Origin of the sequence: Brevibacillus porteri (assembly GCF_003013475.1) — a bacterium.
GTDB lineage: Bacteria > Bacillota > Bacilli > Brevibacillales > Brevibacillaceae > Brevibacillus > Brevibacillus porteri.
This window is the reverse complement of record NZ_PXZO01000020.1, coordinates 75401-91273: the sequence shown is the minus strand read 5'-3', so window position 1 is coordinate 91273 and position 15873 is coordinate 75401. Positions and strand designations below refer to the sequence as shown.

General features: G+C 49.8%; 13 protein-coding genes and 1 riboswitch. Of the genes, 4 read left to right on the top strand and 9 right to left on the bottom strand.

Annotation, left to right across the window (positions count from 1 at the left end; translation table 11 throughout):
• Positions 1-24 precede the first annotated feature (24 nt).
• Positions 25-1575 carry a bifunctional phosphoribosylaminoimidazolecarboxamide formyltransferase/IMP cyclohydrolase gene (gene purH, locus C7R92_RS12655; protein WP_106834481.1) on the bottom strand — a complete coding sequence of 517 codons (1551 nt, stop codon included), beginning with the start codon at positions 1573-1575 and terminating at the stop codon, positions 25-27.
• Between the two features lie 181 nt (positions 1576-1756).
• Entirely contained in the window at positions 1757-2134 is a 378-nt protein-coding gene (locus C7R92_RS12650) for a hypothetical protein (RefSeq protein WP_106834480.1), read from the bottom strand.
• Between the two features lie 170 nt (positions 2135-2304).
• Here C7R92_RS12650 and C7R92_RS12645 point away from each other — a divergent pair, with 170 nt between their 5' ends.
• A complete protein-coding gene (locus tag C7R92_RS12645) occupies positions 2305-4419 on the top strand; it encodes an EAL domain-containing protein (protein ID WP_158265748.1) in 2115 nt (704 codons plus the stop codon).
• 119 nt (positions 4420-4538) lie between these two features.
• Positions 4539-4707: riboswitch (M-box (ykoK) riboswitch) on the top strand.
• A gap of 293 nt (positions 4708-5000) precedes the next feature.
• The gene (locus C7R92_RS12640) at positions 5001-5936 is read left to right on the top strand and encodes a magnesium transporter CorA family protein (RefSeq protein ID WP_106834478.1); all 936 of its coding nucleotides are present in this window, start codon (positions 5001-5003) and stop codon (positions 5934-5936) included.
• Between the two features lie 60 nt (positions 5937-5996).
• Here the strand turns inward: C7R92_RS12640 and purN are convergent, their stop codons facing one another.
• The 7 genes from purN to purC are packed head-to-tail and all read right to left on the bottom strand — an operon-like array spanning position 5997 to position 12954.
• A complete protein-coding gene (gene purN, locus C7R92_RS12635; protein ID WP_069847352.1) occupies positions 5997-6605 on the bottom strand; it encodes a phosphoribosylglycinamide formyltransferase in 609 nt (202 codons plus the stop codon).
• Positions 6599-7639, bottom strand: a complete 1041-nt coding sequence (gene purM / locus C7R92_RS12630) for a phosphoribosylformylglycinamidine cyclo-ligase (protein WP_069847354.1) — start codon at positions 7637-7639, stop codon at positions 6599-6601. The genes purN and purM overlap by 7 nt, the downstream gene beginning before the upstream one ends.
• 30 nt (positions 7640-7669) lie before the next feature.
• A complete protein-coding gene (purF, locus tag C7R92_RS12625) occupies positions 7670-9088 on the bottom strand; it encodes an amidophosphoribosyltransferase (RefSeq protein ID WP_017249711.1) in 1419 nt (472 codons plus the stop codon).
• Positions 9073-11316, bottom strand: a complete 2244-nt coding sequence (purL, locus tag C7R92_RS12620; protein ID WP_106834477.1) for a phosphoribosylformylglycinamidine synthase subunit PurL — start codon at positions 11314-11316, stop codon at positions 9073-9075. Before purL ends, purF begins: the two co-directional genes overlap by 16 nt.
• Positions 11297-11989, bottom strand: a complete 693-nt coding sequence (gene purQ / locus C7R92_RS12615; protein ID WP_069847358.1) for a phosphoribosylformylglycinamidine synthase subunit PurQ — start codon at positions 11987-11989, stop codon at positions 11297-11299. The genes purL and purQ overlap by 20 nt, the downstream gene beginning before the upstream one ends.
• Before the next feature lie 4 nt (positions 11990-11993).
• Positions 11994-12242, bottom strand: coding sequence for a phosphoribosylformylglycinamidine synthase subunit PurS (gene purS / locus C7R92_RS12610; protein WP_007717324.1), 249 nt, complete (start codon positions 12240-12242; stop codon positions 11994-11996).
• On the bottom strand, positions 12235-12954 hold the full coding sequence (gene purC / locus C7R92_RS12605) for a phosphoribosylaminoimidazolesuccinocarboxamide synthase (RefSeq protein WP_017249708.1): 720 nt from the start codon (positions 12952-12954) through the stop codon (positions 12235-12237). The genes purS and purC overlap by 8 nt, the downstream gene beginning before the upstream one ends.
• A 291-nt stretch (positions 12955-13245) precedes the next feature.
• Between purC and C7R92_RS12600 the strand changes: the two genes are divergently transcribed.
• Both C7R92_RS12600 and C7R92_RS12595 read left to right on the top strand, forming a co-directional pair.
• On the top strand, positions 13246-14445 hold the full coding sequence (locus C7R92_RS12600) for an iron-containing alcohol dehydrogenase (protein WP_106834476.1): 1200 nt from the start codon (positions 13246-13248) through the stop codon (positions 14443-14445).
• 96 nt (positions 14446-14541) lie between these two features.
• Positions 14542-15657 carry an aminopeptidase gene (locus C7R92_RS12595; RefSeq protein WP_106834475.1) on the top strand — a complete coding sequence of 372 codons (1116 nt, stop codon included), beginning with the start codon at positions 14542-14544 and terminating at the stop codon, positions 15655-15657.
• Positions 15658-15873: the final 216 nt, after the last annotated feature.

Here is a 15873-nt window from a genome sequence, read left to right as displayed (position 1 = left end):
AACGTTACTCCCGAATAGCCTCTTTTAGTGCTTGAAATGACGAGTGCCGGTAAAGATCATCGCAATGCCCACTCGGTTGCAAGCATCAATCGATTCTTGGTCGCGAATGGAGCCGCCTGGCTGGATGATAGCGGTAATCCCTGCTTTGGCTGCCGCTTCCACGGTATCTCCCATAGGGAAAAAGGCATCCGAAGCCATAACCGCGCCACTTGCCAATGCACCTGCTTGCTCGATGGCGATTTTCGCTGCCCCAACGCGGTTCATCTGACCTGCACCCACGCCGATGGTCATATTGTCTTTTGCCAAGAGAATCGCATTCGATTTGACGTGCTTGACGACTTTCCAAGCGAATTTCAGCTGTGCCAGCTCCTCTTCCGAAGGCTTACGGTCTGTGACCACTTGAATCTCGCTTTCTTCGAGCTGCTTGTAGTCGAAGTCTTGAATGAGTGCCCCGCCTGCAACAGGAGCCACGCGAAACAGATTGTCCACTTTTTTGGCTGGTTCATTCAGCGCAGGAATACGCAAGAGACGCAGGTTCTTTTTCTCAGCCAGAACAGCCAACGCCTCTTCGGTGAAGTCTGGTGCAATGATAATTTCCAGGAAAATCTCTTTCATCGCGAGTGCGGTGTCACGGTCAATCGAGCGGTTTGCAGCCACGATCCCACCGAAAATAGAGACAGGGTCTGCTTCGTAAGCTTTTTGGTAAGCGGCGCGAATATCAGTACCGATCCCTACTCCACAAGGGTTGGAGTGTTTGATCGCAACGACAGCAGGCTCAGCGAATTCGCGTACAATCGCCAACGCTGCATCTGCGTCATTGATGTTGTTATAGGAAAGCTCTTTTCCTTGCAGTTGACTAGCATTCCCGATGCTCAACTGATCCGATAACGGCTCACGGTAAAATGCCGCACGTTGATGTGGATTTTCCCCATAGCGCAAATCTTGTGCTTTCTCGTAAGTCACCGTGTAGCTCTCAGGCAACAGTTCGCCCACCTGCTCACTCAAATAGCGAGAGATCAAGGCATCATAGGCAGCCGTATGACGGAATACTTTTGCAGCTAGCTTGCGACGGGTTTCTAGCGTAGTATCGCCATTTGCCTCAATTTCTTCTGCTACTTTTTCGTAATCGGCTGCATCGACTACGACACTGACGAACGCATGATTTTTCGCAGCAGAGCGCAGCATCGTTGGTCCACCAATATCAATATTCTCAATGGCATCTTCATATGTCACGTCTGGCTTCGCTATCGTTTCCTTGAAAGGATAAAGGTTCACGACAACCAGATCAATGGTTTCAATCCCAAGGTCTTTTAGTTGCTGCACATGTGCTTCACTGTCCCTTACAGCCAAGAGGCCGCTGTGGATATTGGGATGCAACGTTTTGACGCGACCGTCCAGAATTTCTGGAAATCCAGTCACTTCAGAAATGCCAATGACGGGAACTCCCTCTGCTTTTAAGAGAGAAGCCGTACCCCCGGTAGAAATGATTTGTACCCCGGCGGCTACCAATCGACGGGCAAACGGAATCAATCCTGTCTTGTCAGAAACGCTGATCAACGCTTTTTTCACACTCACGGATAGAACCTCCTGAATTTTAGTGAAAACATGAGTAACTATTGACCAAAACACGAACAATACTTACATATTATAAAATAATTGTACGCTATTATCAACAACTTCGTCAGGAAAACAAACGCAGCCGCCCATGCCTGTTCGGCACTTGCGACTGCATACACCTGCATTTGCTTTGATGAAGTTATCGTTTTTTCTTGCCTTTGCCTGATAGCTTTTTAATGCGACCTGACAGTGAGACTGATTTGCTTTTGGCATTCGCCCTGATTGGCTTGATCTGCTTCTTCGACTTGCGGCTCTTCGCCTTTACTTCTTTGGGCATTAAGTTCCCTAACTCTTCCATAGAGATGGATTCGCCGTCCTTTACACGATCCCTGACGCGCTCTTTCGTCTCCTCTGGCACTTCGAATCCCATGTTTCCCAGCTCATCGAGCAGTGCATCTACATTGGCTCCGCCCTTCGGCATTTTTTCCGCTAGCTTCATAATATCGTTAAGCGTCCATTGCCGCCCTGTTTTTTGGCTTAGCTTATCGAGCAAGTTCGAAACAAAATCTCCGCTCAAGTCGGCCCCTCCCTTTGTGGGAATATCCCTCTCTTACTGTATGTCACAAGAGTTGATTTGGTTTGTCATGATTCGCGGAGGAAGGAACGCTGTCCAAATATTGACAATAATTTTCAGTTTCCTATAACATTTAAATGATACCAACAAAATCCAACAGTCCGGGGGCCCATATGAACTTTATTGGAAATTCTCTGTTTTCTCCGCCTGTTGACGGTTCTTTGGGTGGCTTGTCGTCCTCTACCCTACATGAAACCCTTTTACAACCAATCTTGGAGCATATGGAAGCAGGGGTGACTGTTTACGGGCTTGACGGCAATGTCCTTTTTTTCAACAAAGCTGCCAAACACTTCGGCATGTCCGAACCGATAAATCTGCACGAGCAAACATACGGCTCTTCTGCCTTTTATCATCCAGACGGCATTACTCCTGTAGCTTTTGAGGAGTTGCCGTCTGTTCGAGTATTATGCGGGGAAATCGTCAATGGCCAAGAATTGTGGACACAACCGAGCGGAAAAGCCGTTTCGATTCTCGTAGCCAATGGGAAGCTCCTCACCCAAGTATCTGGTGAACCTGTTGGTGCCCTGATCGTTACACACGATATTACGGAGCGTAAATGGGCTGAGCAACGGCTGGAGGTTAGCGAGCAGCGCTACAAATCACTGTTTGAGCACAACCCGGACATCGTGTGCTGGCTGGATCTGGCAGGCAAGTTCTTGAATCTGAATCCGGCGTTCGAAGTCGTCACTGGCTACAGCCTGAACGATCTTCGCAACCAGTCTTTTCAACAGTTGCTGGACAGAGAAGGCGTCAAGCGCGTCCTCTCCATGTCACGTCATACACAAAAAGGCGTATCCGATAATTACGATCTGTCTGTGCTCCATAAAAATGGAACGCGCATTGAGCTAAACGCCACCGTCGTCCCTATTGTCGTAAACGAGACCAATGTCGGCTATTTTGTCATTGCCAAAGATATTACCAAGCGCAAAGAAACCGAGAGAATGATTCACTACCTTGCCTACCATGATACACTGACAGGCCTGCCCAATCGCTCCTTATTCCAAAGCAAGCTGGAAGATTCGCTACTCCATGCCTCTCACCAAGCACAACCGCTTGCGATCCTGTTTCTGGACTTGGATCGCTTCAAATACATTAACGATACACTCGGCCATTCCACCGGGGATCATCTGCTTACGCAAGTTGCCGAGCGCTTGCGAGACAGCGTCGGTCCTCATGATACTGTTTGCCGTCTAGGCGGGGACGAATTTACCATCATCCTGCCAGGAATGGCTCACGATGAAGCGATGCATTTTGCTGAAAAGCTCATGCAAAAGCTCATCTCGCCGATCTTTTTGGGCAACCAAAGCTTCGTGGTCACTACCAGTATGGGCATCAGTCTCTTCCCTCAAGATGGAACTGACGCTGAAACATTAATAAAAAATGCGGACACAGCGATGTACCAAGCCAAGGAACACGGCAGAAACAACTATCAGTTTTTTTGCCCCGAACTGAATATTGCTCTCGCCAAAAAAATGATGCTGGAAGCCGGTCTTCGAACCGCATTGGATCACAACGAGTTTCAGCTACATTACCAGCCGCAGTACGATCATGAAAAGATTGTCGGCCTGGAAGCCTTGATTCGTTGGCAGCATCCTGCATACGGAATTGTGTCCCCTCTTGATTTCATTCCCCTAGCCGAGGAAACGGGCTTGATCATCCCAATCGGTCAATGGGTGCTGGAAAAGGCCTGCCAACAATGCGTGGAATGGCAGCAGCAAGGCTTGCCACCTGTACGTCTCGCCGTGAACTTGTCCATGCGCCAGTTGCAAGACAAGCATCTGGTGACTATGGTCCAGCAAACGTTGCAGAAGACAGGTCTCGCCCCTGCTTACCTTGAGCTTGAAATTACCGAGAGCATTGCCATGCATCGACTCGATACAGTCATCCCGCGTCTTCAGGCACTTCAAGACATGGGGATCCATATTTCCATCGATGATTTCGGGACAGGCTATAGCTCGTTAAGTTGCTTGCAGTCGCTCCCGATCAACTCTTTGAAAATCGATCAGTCTTTCATGCGTAACATGTCCACCAACACGTCCATCGTGTCCGCGATTGCTGCCATGGCACATAGCTTGAGTCTTTCTCTAGTAGCCGAGGGCGTGGAGACAGAAGCGCAGCTGGAATTTTTACGCTCACTTGGCTGCAGCACTTTCCAGGGATATTTTTTCAGCAAACCTATTTCAGCAACCGAATGTGAGTGGTTGTTGGCAAACCTCGCAGCAAAATAGGGTGAGTCGGTCATAGTTAGAAGCCGACACCGTATGAAAGGACATGAATAACATGCATGTAGGACGAGAAAATATGATTGACAAATATTAGTGACAGGAATACGATGACAAAGTCAATCATTCATCCTCGTTAGGTGAGGCTCCTATACAAACATAGGCCACTGCCCGGAAATATCGAAAGATGCCAATGGGTAGAACAGGAACTGCCGAACTAAGGCTTTTCTTAAGGTGGCTAAGGAATGTTTCCTTTACGTTGTATAGTGCCAAAGCTCTGGTAGGGGGAGAAAAAGTGGTGTTATTTTGTGCACTTTTCTAACCCTCTAGATTCCCGCTAGAGGGTTTTTATTTTGAAAGGGGGGAACGTTTTAATGGACAGTAGTCCAAGGTACCGAATGAATAACTGCAATCAAGATTGTGTACGGAGAATTTTCCGGCCTTGTGGCGCTGCGGCATGTTCCCCATACCTTATTTGACATTCTCCCTTTTTATGGGACGAGTGTATGTAAGTAACTTTATGTAGACATGCTTGCGCAACATGGTCGTATCCCTCCGATCCTTATTTGCGAAAGGATGAGAAAACCATGTTGAACATTTACAAAACGAATACCATGGGAAAAATAGAAGAGCTGCATCAATTTGAAAAAGGCTGCTGGATCCATCTGACCGATCCTTCTGAGCAAGAAAAGCAACAAGTCGTCAGGGAATTGTCGATTGACCTTCATTTTTTGCAGGATGCCCTTGATGACGAAGAAATCGGACGGATCGACAAGGACGGAAACCGCGTGATGCTCTACGTGGACATCCCGATCTCCACGAAGGAAGCGACGAAGGACCACTATACGACGGTTCCGTTGGGAATTATGGTGATGGAAGATTATATCTTAACCGTTTGCCTGGTAGAAACAGCTGTCATGAATGAGTTCGTCAAAGGGAAAGTGAAAAACTTTCACACGCATATGCGAAACCGGTTCGTCCTGCAAATTTTATCGAATACGTCGCATGATTATTTGCATTACTTGAAAAAAATCAACAAGCAGACAGAAACGATGGAAAAATCGTTGCGACAATCGACGAAAAACAATGAACTGCTTACCTTGCTTGAATTGCAGAAAAGCCTCGTTTATTTTTCGACGTCCCTGGAAACGAACAGTCTGTTGATCTCCCTGCTTCGGAGCGGCAGTTATTTGAAAATGTACGAAGAAGATAAGGAACTGCTGGAAGAAGTAAAAATCGAAACCAAGCAGGCCATCAAAATGACGGAAATCTATACCGCCATTTTAGGGAACATCATGAATGGCTTTGGCTCCGTCATCTCCAACAATCTGAATCGCGTAGTGAAGCTGTTGACCGCCATTACCATTGTCATCACCTTACCTATGGTGATCGGCACCTTTTATGGCATGAACGTCCCGCTTCCTTTACAGGATCATCCGCACGCATTCACGATCATTATGGTCATGTCCACTGCTATTACGTCCGTAACAGCCCTCCTGTTTTGGAGAAAGAGGTATTTCTAAAACGGATGACCAAAAAACCGACATCATAAAAGGATGTCGGTTTCTTCTTTATCTCTCGATTTACGTCAGCTGGACAAGCCTTCCTTCCAGCTTCACTCTCTCTTCTGCTAAATAGCCAATGACCTTCACCAAAAGCTCATGCTCCACGGCATGGATACGAGCCGCCAAAGTCTCAGCCGTATCTGCATCTTGCACCGCTACGGGAATCTGGGCAATGATCGGCCCTGTATCCAGACCGGCATCAACCAGATGTACCGTTACCCCCGTTATCTTTACCCCGTATGCGAGTGCCTGACCAATCGCGTCTTTTCCTGGGAAAGCAGGCAAAAGCGACGGATGCAAATTGATGATTTTTCCTTCGTAGTCAGACAAAAGAGTGTCGCCCACCAACCGCATGTAGCCTGCCAGCACAACCAGCGATATATCGCGTTTTTGGAGCTGCGCCACTATTTCCTGCTCAAACGCAGCCTTGTCTGCATACTCCTTCGGTTGAAAAACAAAGGTGTCGATCCCTAAACGCTCTGCCCGTTCCAAAACCTTGGCGCCAGGCTTGTCGCACACGAGCAAGGCAACCTCTACACCTGGGAGCCTACCGTCCTGTACAGCCTGCACGATCGCTTCAAAGTTGGAGCCGCTGCCTGAGGCGAAAATGGCCAGCTTTCTCACCATTCCACCCCGTTGTATACGACTTTGCGCTCTCCCGCTTGAATATGTCCGATCAAATACGCCTGTTCTCCCAACTCTTGCAGCTTTTCCATCACACTTACTGCGTCTTCTGGCTTCACGACAAGCATCATGCCAATGCCCATGTTGAACGTTTTGTACATATCCGGGTATGAAATGTTACCCGCATCCTGTACCAGCTCGAAGATCGGCAGCACCGGCCAGGAACCAACGTTGATCACAGCCTGCATTCCTTCTGGAAGCACGCGTGGAATGTTTTCAGTAAAGCCGCCGCCTGTGATGTGTGCCAGAGCTTTCACTTCATGTGACTCAAGAACGGATAGCACTTGCTTCACGTAAATGCGGGTCGGTGTCAGCAGCTCTTCGCCGAGCTTTTTGCCTAATACGTCAACATGATCATGCAGGGACATGCCTTTGTCTGCCAAAAGAACCTTGCGAACGAGCGAGAAACCGTTGCTGTGCACGCCGCTGGAAGCCAGACCAATCAGTACATCGCCTGCCGCCACGGACGCTCCCGTAATCATTTTGCTCTCGTCCACGACACCTACGGTGAAGCCTGCGATGTCGTACTCGCCTTCTGCGTACATGCCAGGCATCTCGGCAGTCTCCCCGCCAATCAGCGAGCAGCCGGACTGGGAGCAGCCTTCCGCGATCCCTTTGACAATTGCTTCGATTTTTTCCGGAATGACCTTATCTACTGCCAGATAATCGAGGAAAAAGAGCGGCTCTGCCCCTTGAACCACTACGTCATTGACGCACATAGCGACAGCATCGATGCCGATTGTATCGTGTTTGTCCATGGCAAAAGCGAGCTTCAGCTTGGTTCCTACTCCATCTGTGCCAGAAACGAGAATCGGTTTCTCGTATTTTTTGGTATCCAGGCGAAACAGCGCTCCGAACCCTCCCAAATCCGTCATAACTTCCGGGCGGAATGTTCGTTTGACGTGCTTTTTCATGCGTTCGACGGCTTCGTTGCCCGCATCGATGTCTACACCAGCTTGTTTATATGCTTCACTCATCGTTTCTCCCCCTAGCAAGAGGTGCTTGTATTAGCATTTGAGCGCAGGAAGCGCTTCTTCGAATTCAATCTCAGTCGGATATTCTCCGTTAAAGCATGCGAGGCAGTGTCCTCTATTCGGAGCCGAATCGGTGCGGCCAATTGCATCGATCATTCCTTCAACAGACAAGAACGACAGCGAATCAGCTTCAATGATTTGACGAATTTCCTCTACGGATTTGGTCGATGCAATCAGTTCCTCACGCGACGAGGTGTCGATGCCATAAAAGCAAGAATTCATAACAGGCGGAGAGCTGATACGCACATGCACTTCTTTGGCGCCAGCCTCACGCAGCATACGGACGATCCGATTACTCGTCGTACCACGAACAATGGAGTCGTCAATCATAACTACGCGCTTGCCTTCCACTACCTTGCGAACCGCAGACAGCTTGAGATAGACAGCACGCTCGCGCAGCTCCTGACTCGGCTGAATGAAGGTACGTCCGACATAGCGGTTTTTGATCAAGCCGATTTCGTACGGAATTCCTGTCGCTTCAGCAAATCCGATAGCAGCTGAGATACTCGAATCCGGTACACCTGTGACGACATCCGCATCAATCGCGGATTCCAATGCCAGTTGCTTGCCCAGACGTTTGCGCGCCATGTGGACATTGATTCCGTCGATGTCACTGTCTGGTCTGGCAAAATAAATGTATTCAAACGTACAAATCGAACGCTGTGTCGTTTCTGTAAACTTGCTTTCGGTAATGCCATCCTTGTCGATGACGATCAGCTCACCCGGTTGCACGTCACGCCAATATTGCGCGCCAATGATATCGAACGCACAAGTCTCGGACGCGACAGTGATCGCATCTCCGAGTCGTCCCAATGACAACGGACGCAAGCCATTCGGATCGAGGGCGATCACGAGCTGATTCTCGTTCATTACGAGAAGGGCATACGCTCCCTTGATGTATTGCAAGGCGTCCTTTACCGCTCCCGGCAAATCCTTGCACTCAGAGCGGGCGATCAGATGTGCGATCACTTCTGTGTCACTGGTCGTCTGGAAAATAGAGCCTTTTGCTTCCAGCTCTTTCCTAAGCACGGCGGCATTCACGAGATTTCCGTTGTGGGCAACAGCCATGCTGCCTTGTGCATAGCGGAAAAAGAGAGGTTGGGCATTTTCAATCTTGCTCGAACCAGCAGTCGTATAACGGGTATGACCAATCGCGATATGACCGCTGAACTTCTCCAGATCGCCCTTGCCAAAAGCCTCTGACACAAGACCCATTCCGCGGTGCTTATACCATTTCTCGCCGTCGGAGGCGCAGATACCTGCGCTCTCCTGACCGCGATGTTGAAGGGCGTGCAGACCCAGATAGGTCAATTGGGATGCTTCTTTGTGGTTGTAGATGCCAAAGACGCCGCATTCTTCGTTCAATTTGTCCCAGATTAGCCGATCAAACATGGAATCGCATCCTTCCAGGCTGCTTTCACCTCTTGAGTCGAAGCGTTGATCGCTTCTGTACCGTTCACGTTTACTACCAGACGATTGCCGCCGACCGTACCGATGTTTTCAGCAGGTACGCCATGTTCACCTGCCAATGCGAGAATCGCCGCTGCTTTCTCCCCAGAAGCACTGAGCAAGATGCGAGATTGAGATTCACTGAACAAGAGCACGTCAGTACGCAGCTCGGACGCAAGAGCCACCTGCGCACCGAAGCCTTTGCCGAAGCAAGATTCAGCCAGCGCAACACCCAGACCGCCTTCGGACAGATCGTGTGCGGAGTTCACCAGACCTTGGCGAATCGCTGTGAGAACCAGCTTTTGTACTGCCGCTTCCTTGGTCAGATCGATTTGTGGAGGACGTCCGGAAATGCTGCCGGTAGCCATCTTTTGATACTCACTGCCGCCCAGTTCAGCGAAGGTCTCACCTAACAGGATGATCGCGTCGCCTTCATTTTTGAAATCCTGCGTCGTAATATGGTCAACATCAGTGATCAAGCCGACCATTCCCACCGTTGGGGTTGGATAGATCGCGTCACCACTGCGTTCATTGTAAAAGGATACGTTTCCGCCGATGACCGGAGCATCGAGTGCTACGCACGCTTCGCTCATGCCCTCACACGATTTTTCAAATTGCCAAAACACCTCAGGCTTTTCCGGGCTTCCGAAGTTCAAGCAGTCCGTAATCGCCAGCGGTTCTGCACCGGAGCAGACGACGTTGCGTGCAGATTCTGCAACCGCAATGGCACCGCCCACTTTTGGATCGAGGTATACATAGCGACCGTTGCAATCCGTACTCATGGCAAGAGCCTTGCGAGTACCGCGCACCATGACAACAGCAGCGTCAGAACCAGGCTTTACAGCTGTGTTTGCACGCACGATGTGATCATATTGCTCGTATACCCACGCTTTATTCGCCACTGTTGGCTGAGCCAGCAAGCTTTTCAGCGTTACATTCAGATCTTTCGGTTCACTGATTGCAGCCACTGCATCTACCTTCGCGTTTGCTTCGTAGTAAGCCGGCACCGCAGATGGACGATGGTACACAGGTGCGTCGTCTGCCAAGCTGTCTACTGGCACTTCGGCTACTACCTCACCTTGATGCACCAGGCGCAGCTTGCTGTCTTCCGTTACTTTACCCACTACAGCGGATGCCAAGCCCCATTTATCAAAAATCGCAATCGCTTCTGCCTCTTTACCTTTTTCCACGACGACGAGCATACGCTCCTGAGACTCAGACAGCATCATTTCGTATGCAGACATGCCAGCTTCACGCTGTGGCACCAGGTCCAGATTCATTTCGATACCATTGCCCGCCTTGGACGCCATCTCGGAGCTGGAGCTGGTCAAGCCAGCCGCTCCCATGTCCTGAATGCCGACAACGATACCCGTGTCGATCAACTCCAGGCACGCTTCCAGCAGGAGCTTTTCCATGAATGGATCGCCGACTTGTACCGCCGGGCGTTTTTTCTCCGACTCTTCCGTGAGCTCCTCAGACGCAAAGGTCGCCCCGTGAATACCGTCTCGCCCTGTGCTGGAACCAACGTAGATAACAGGGTTGCCGATACCGGACGCTACCCCTTTTTGAATCTTTTCGTGGTCGATCAAGCCGACGCACATAGCGTTGACAAGCGGATTTCCTTCATACGTAGGGTCGAAATTCACTTCGCCACCCACAGTCGGAATCCCGATGCAGTTCCCGTAGCCTGCGATACCTGCAACGACGTTTTCGAACAAATATTTGACACGAGGAGACTTGAGCTCTCCGAATCGAAGCGAGTTGAGCAGCGCAATCGGACGCGCGCCCATCGAGAATACGTCACGGATGATACCGCCCACACCAGTCGCAGCCCCTTGGTACGGCTCGATCGCAGATGGGTGGTTATGGCTTTCGATTTTGAAAACAACCGCCTGATTGTCACCGATGTCGACAATACCCGCACCTTCCCCCGGTCCTTGCAAAACGCGAGGTCCTTTTGTCGGGAAACGACGCAGGACAGGCTTGGAATTTTTGTAGGAGCAGTGCTCCGACCACATGACGCTGTACAGACCTGTCTCCGTCCAGTTCGGTTTGCGGCCGAGAATTTCTACGACACGCTGATATTCTTCGTCAGTCAGACCGATTTCTTTGTAGAGCTTTTGATCGGCAATTTGTTCGGCTGTCGGTTCTTTATGCGTGAGTTGTGGCACTGTTCTGCTCCCTCCAAGTCTTCAGGATCGAGGTAAACATGCGGCGTCCGTCATCGGAAGTCATCCAAGAATGGACGGCACGCTCCGGGTGAGGCATCATGCCAAGTACGTTTCCACGTTCGTTGCAAATGCCTGCAATATCTTCCAGTGAACCATTCGGATTCTCGCCATGATAGCGGAAAACGATCTGCTTGTTCGCTTTTAGCTTCGCCAGCGTTTCTTCATCACAGTAGTAGTTCCCTTCGCCGTGTGCGATCGGAATTTGGATGACTTCCCCTGCCGCGAAATCACGGGTAAAGGAGGTATCGTTGTTTTCCACACGCAATTCGGACAGCTTGCAACGGAATTTCAGTGAACGGTTGCGCAAAAGTGCTCCTGGCAACAGCCCGACCTCGGTCAGGATCTGGAAGCCGTTGCAGATTCCCATGATCAGCTTGCCTTCTTCTGCTGCCTTCACCACTTGCTCCATGACGGGTGAAAAACGAGCGACTGCACCACAGCGCAGATAATCTCCATAAGAGAATCCGCCTGGCAAGAGAATCGCATCATATTTAGAAAGATCCGTATCGGAATGCCATACGTAATCCACTGGCACTCCCATTACATCTTCAACTGCGTTAAACAAATCGATGTCGGCATTCGAGCCTGGAAAGACAATAACGGCTACTCGCATGTCCTTAGCCCTCCACGATATCAAAGCGATAGTCTTCTACCACCGTATTGGCCAGCAGCTTTTCGCACATTTCACGTACACGTTCTTCTGCTTGCGCACGGTCAGAAGTGTTCAATTCCAGCTCCATGTACTTCCCGATGCGCGCATTGTTTACTTCATCAAAACCCAAGGTGTGCAGAGCACCTTTTACAGCGTGTCCTTGCGGGTCCAAAACACTCTCGCGCAATGTTACATAAACAACAGCTTTAAACATGTACGTCTCCTCCTAGTCTCGTAAGCATTTCTTTGTAAGCTTCCTCCACATTGCCTAAATCGCGGCGGAAGCGGTCTTTGTCGAGCTTTTCATTTGTTACCGAATCCCAGAAACGGCATGTATCCGGGGATATTTCATCGGCGAGGAGAATCTCCCCGTCCGTTGTTTTTCCGAATTCCAGTTTGAAATCGACCAAAGTAATGTTGCGCTCGCTCAGGTAAGGCACGAGGACCTCGTTTACAGCAAGACCCATGCGCTCCAATGTCGCTTGGTCACTCTCACTCGCAATCCCCAACACTTTGATATGGGAGGCATTCACCAATGGATCTCCCAGTGCGTCATCCTTGTAGTAAAACTCGACAACTGGCTGCGGGAGCACAGTCCCTTCTTCCATGCCAAGACGCTTGGCCAATGAGCCTGCTGCGATATTGCGAACGACTACCTCCAAAGGGATAATCTCCACTTTGCGAACAACTTGCTCTGTGGCGGACAGCAGACGGACAAAATGGTTGTCGATGCCCCGCTCCTTCAGCATGGTGAAAAAGATTGCCGTAATGCGGTTGTTCAGCTCACCTTTTCCGGTGATTTGCGCCCGTTTCTCTCCATTGAATGCTGTTGCGTCGTCTTTGTACTCTACCCAGTACTGATCAGGCAAAGATGTCCGATAAATACGTTTTGCCTTACCTTCGTAGAGTTGTTCCTGTTTTTCCACCGTAGGAGTCACCTTCCCAGTCAAAAAGGTTGAGTTTCGGTTAATTCACGAACGTTTCAACTACATTAAAACACAAACATACGCATTTATCAACGAAAAATGATGGAATACACTTCGACAAACGTTCGGGATTTACATTATATTTCCCTTCTCAACCTCACTAACATTCGCAAACTCATTATCCAAACTACCTCATATGCACATAGAGCCCGCCCACGGAGCAGACTCTTCTCTTTTGTTTATGGTAAACTTGTCGTTGGTACAACCAATACGTGAAAGAAGGAATTTCAGATGTTTCCATTTGAAGTGTCTTTTCCTACCAAAATTTACTTTGGCATGGGCGAACTGGAACGTTTGGGCCAAGAAGCAAAATCGATGGGCCAAAAAGCATTGCTCGTCACAGGCGGCAATGCGGCCAAACGTACAGGACTTTTGGACCGCGCCAAGGCTCTATTGCAGGAAGCTCAGGTGGCGTATATTGTTTTTGACAAAATCGAACCGAATCCACGTACGGTAACGGTTGATGCTGGAGCTGCTCTTGCTCGTGAGCATCAGTGTGACTTCATCCTGGCTATCGGTGGCGGCTCCGTGATGGATGCCTCCAAAGCGATTGCGGCGGCAGCGGTTTCCGGACGCCCGATTTACGATTACATGCGAGGAAATCCTAGCGGCTCTGGTCAATTGCTGGTACCCGTTCAGGAAGCACTGCCAATCATGACCGTTCCGACAGTAGCCGCTACAGGTTCGGAAGCAAACCATATCAGCGTCCTGACTCATTGGGACACGCATGAAAAATCTTCGATCAACGGTCCAGCACTTTACCCGAAGATTGCCATTCTTGACCCGTCTATCACCTTTACCGTTCCGGCTCGTGTCACAGCGGAATCTTGCGCCGATATCTTTTCGCATCTGTTTGAAAACTATTTGATCAGCGCGGAAGGAACCCACGTCCAGGACGGTATTTCCGAAACACTCATTCGTCTCGTCGTCGAGCACTCCATCATAGCGCTTCAGCAACCAGACCATGCAGAAGCACGATCCACCCTTTTGTGGGCGAGCACGCTGGGCATCAGTCCCTTCGCTGCTGGCGGTCGTGGTGCTGGTATGCCGTTGCACGGAGTTGAACATCCGCTGAGCGGAATCTACGATATGGCTCACGGTCGGGGACTGGCGATCCTGTCTCTTCCTTATTTTGAACAGGTGATTTTGCAAGACCGTCCCGAGAGACTAGCCCGTATGGGACGTCATTGCTTTGGCGTTACCGTGGAGGACGACGGCGAAGCAGCACGAGCAACGATTGAAGCCGTTCGCCGTTGGTATGAGCGCATGGGAATCACAGAACGTCTGTCTGACTTCGGCGTGACCCAACAATCGTTGGCACAAATGGCTGAAGAAGCGGTTCGCATCGGCGGACGCGGAATCGGGTATCTGCCTAGCTCACGAAAATTGAATGAATCTGATGTGATCGCGATCTACGAGGCTTGCCTGTAATCGGAGCATCAAACACACTGGCGAGCCCTCGATTAGTTGTGTAATAATACAAATTAATCATTAATCAAAATTATTTTACTACGGAGGTTACCACCTATGGCAGATCCACGCATTAATGAACTGGCAAGCCGTCTCGTCCGTTACTCGCTCCATTTGCAAAAAGGCGAAAAAGTTCTGATCGAAAATACAGGCCTGCAACCTGAACTCGTTCGTGCACTTGTGCGTGAATCATTTGCAGTTGGGGCTCTGCCTTTGGTCACCTTGAAAGATCAGGAAGTCATGCGTGCACTCTATCAAGGCACGAGCGAAGAACACATGGCCCTGATGGCAAAATACGAGTATGACCGGATGAAAGACATGGACGCTTACATCGCCATCCGCGCTTACGACAACATCAACGAGTATGCCGACGTACCGGAAGACAAAATGGGCATTTACGCTCGCGTCCTGTATCAACCTGTACATACGAACGAGCGTGTTCCGAACAAACGCTGGGTTGTACTGCGCTACCCGAACAAGTCGATGGCGCAGCTGTCCAAAATGAGTCTCGAGGGCTTTGAGGACTTCTACTTCTCCGTCTGCAATCTGGACTACGCGAAAATGTCCGCTGCCATGACTCCGTTGAAAGAGCTGATGGAGCGCACCGATCGTGTACGCATCGTCGGTCCAAAAACAGACCTGCGCTTCTCCATTAAAGGAATCAATGCCATCAAATGTGACGGCAAACGCAATATCCCGGATGGCGAAGTATACACCGCTCCTGTGCGCGATTCCGTTGAAGGAACGATTTTCTACAACGCGGCATCGATCTACAACGGCATTACCTTCAATGATGTTCAGTTCACTTTCAAAGAAGGCAAAATCGTGGAAGCGACCAGCTCCAATACAAAAGCATTGAACGATATCCTCGACACTGACGAGGGCGCACGCTATATCGGAGAATTCGCGATCGGCTTCAACCCGCACATCCTCCACCCGATGCTGGATATCCTGTTTGACGAGAAAATCGCGGGCAGCTTCCACTTCACGCCAGGAAATGCTTACACAGTAGCAGACAACGGCAACCGCTCCTCCATTCACTGGGACTTGGTCCAAATCCAACGCCCTGAATACGGCGGCGGCGAAATCTGGTTTGACGATGTGCTGATCAGAAAAGACGGTCGTTTTGTATTGCCAGAGCTGGAAGGCTTGAACCCGGAGAATTTGATTTAAAAAGTGCCATAATAGCGAAAAGGGCAGGGACGAGGCTCCCTGCCCTTTTTTGAATAAGATTCACTACGAACCCCATTTCTTACATACGATCTAACGGGGTGACTTTACTAACTAACAATAAATCAGTAAAATAACGTTTAGATTGTTGAGGTGGTAGTCAACGATCTAACTGAGTCATTCTCAGAATGAGAAATACTCAGTTTTCCCAAAGATGAT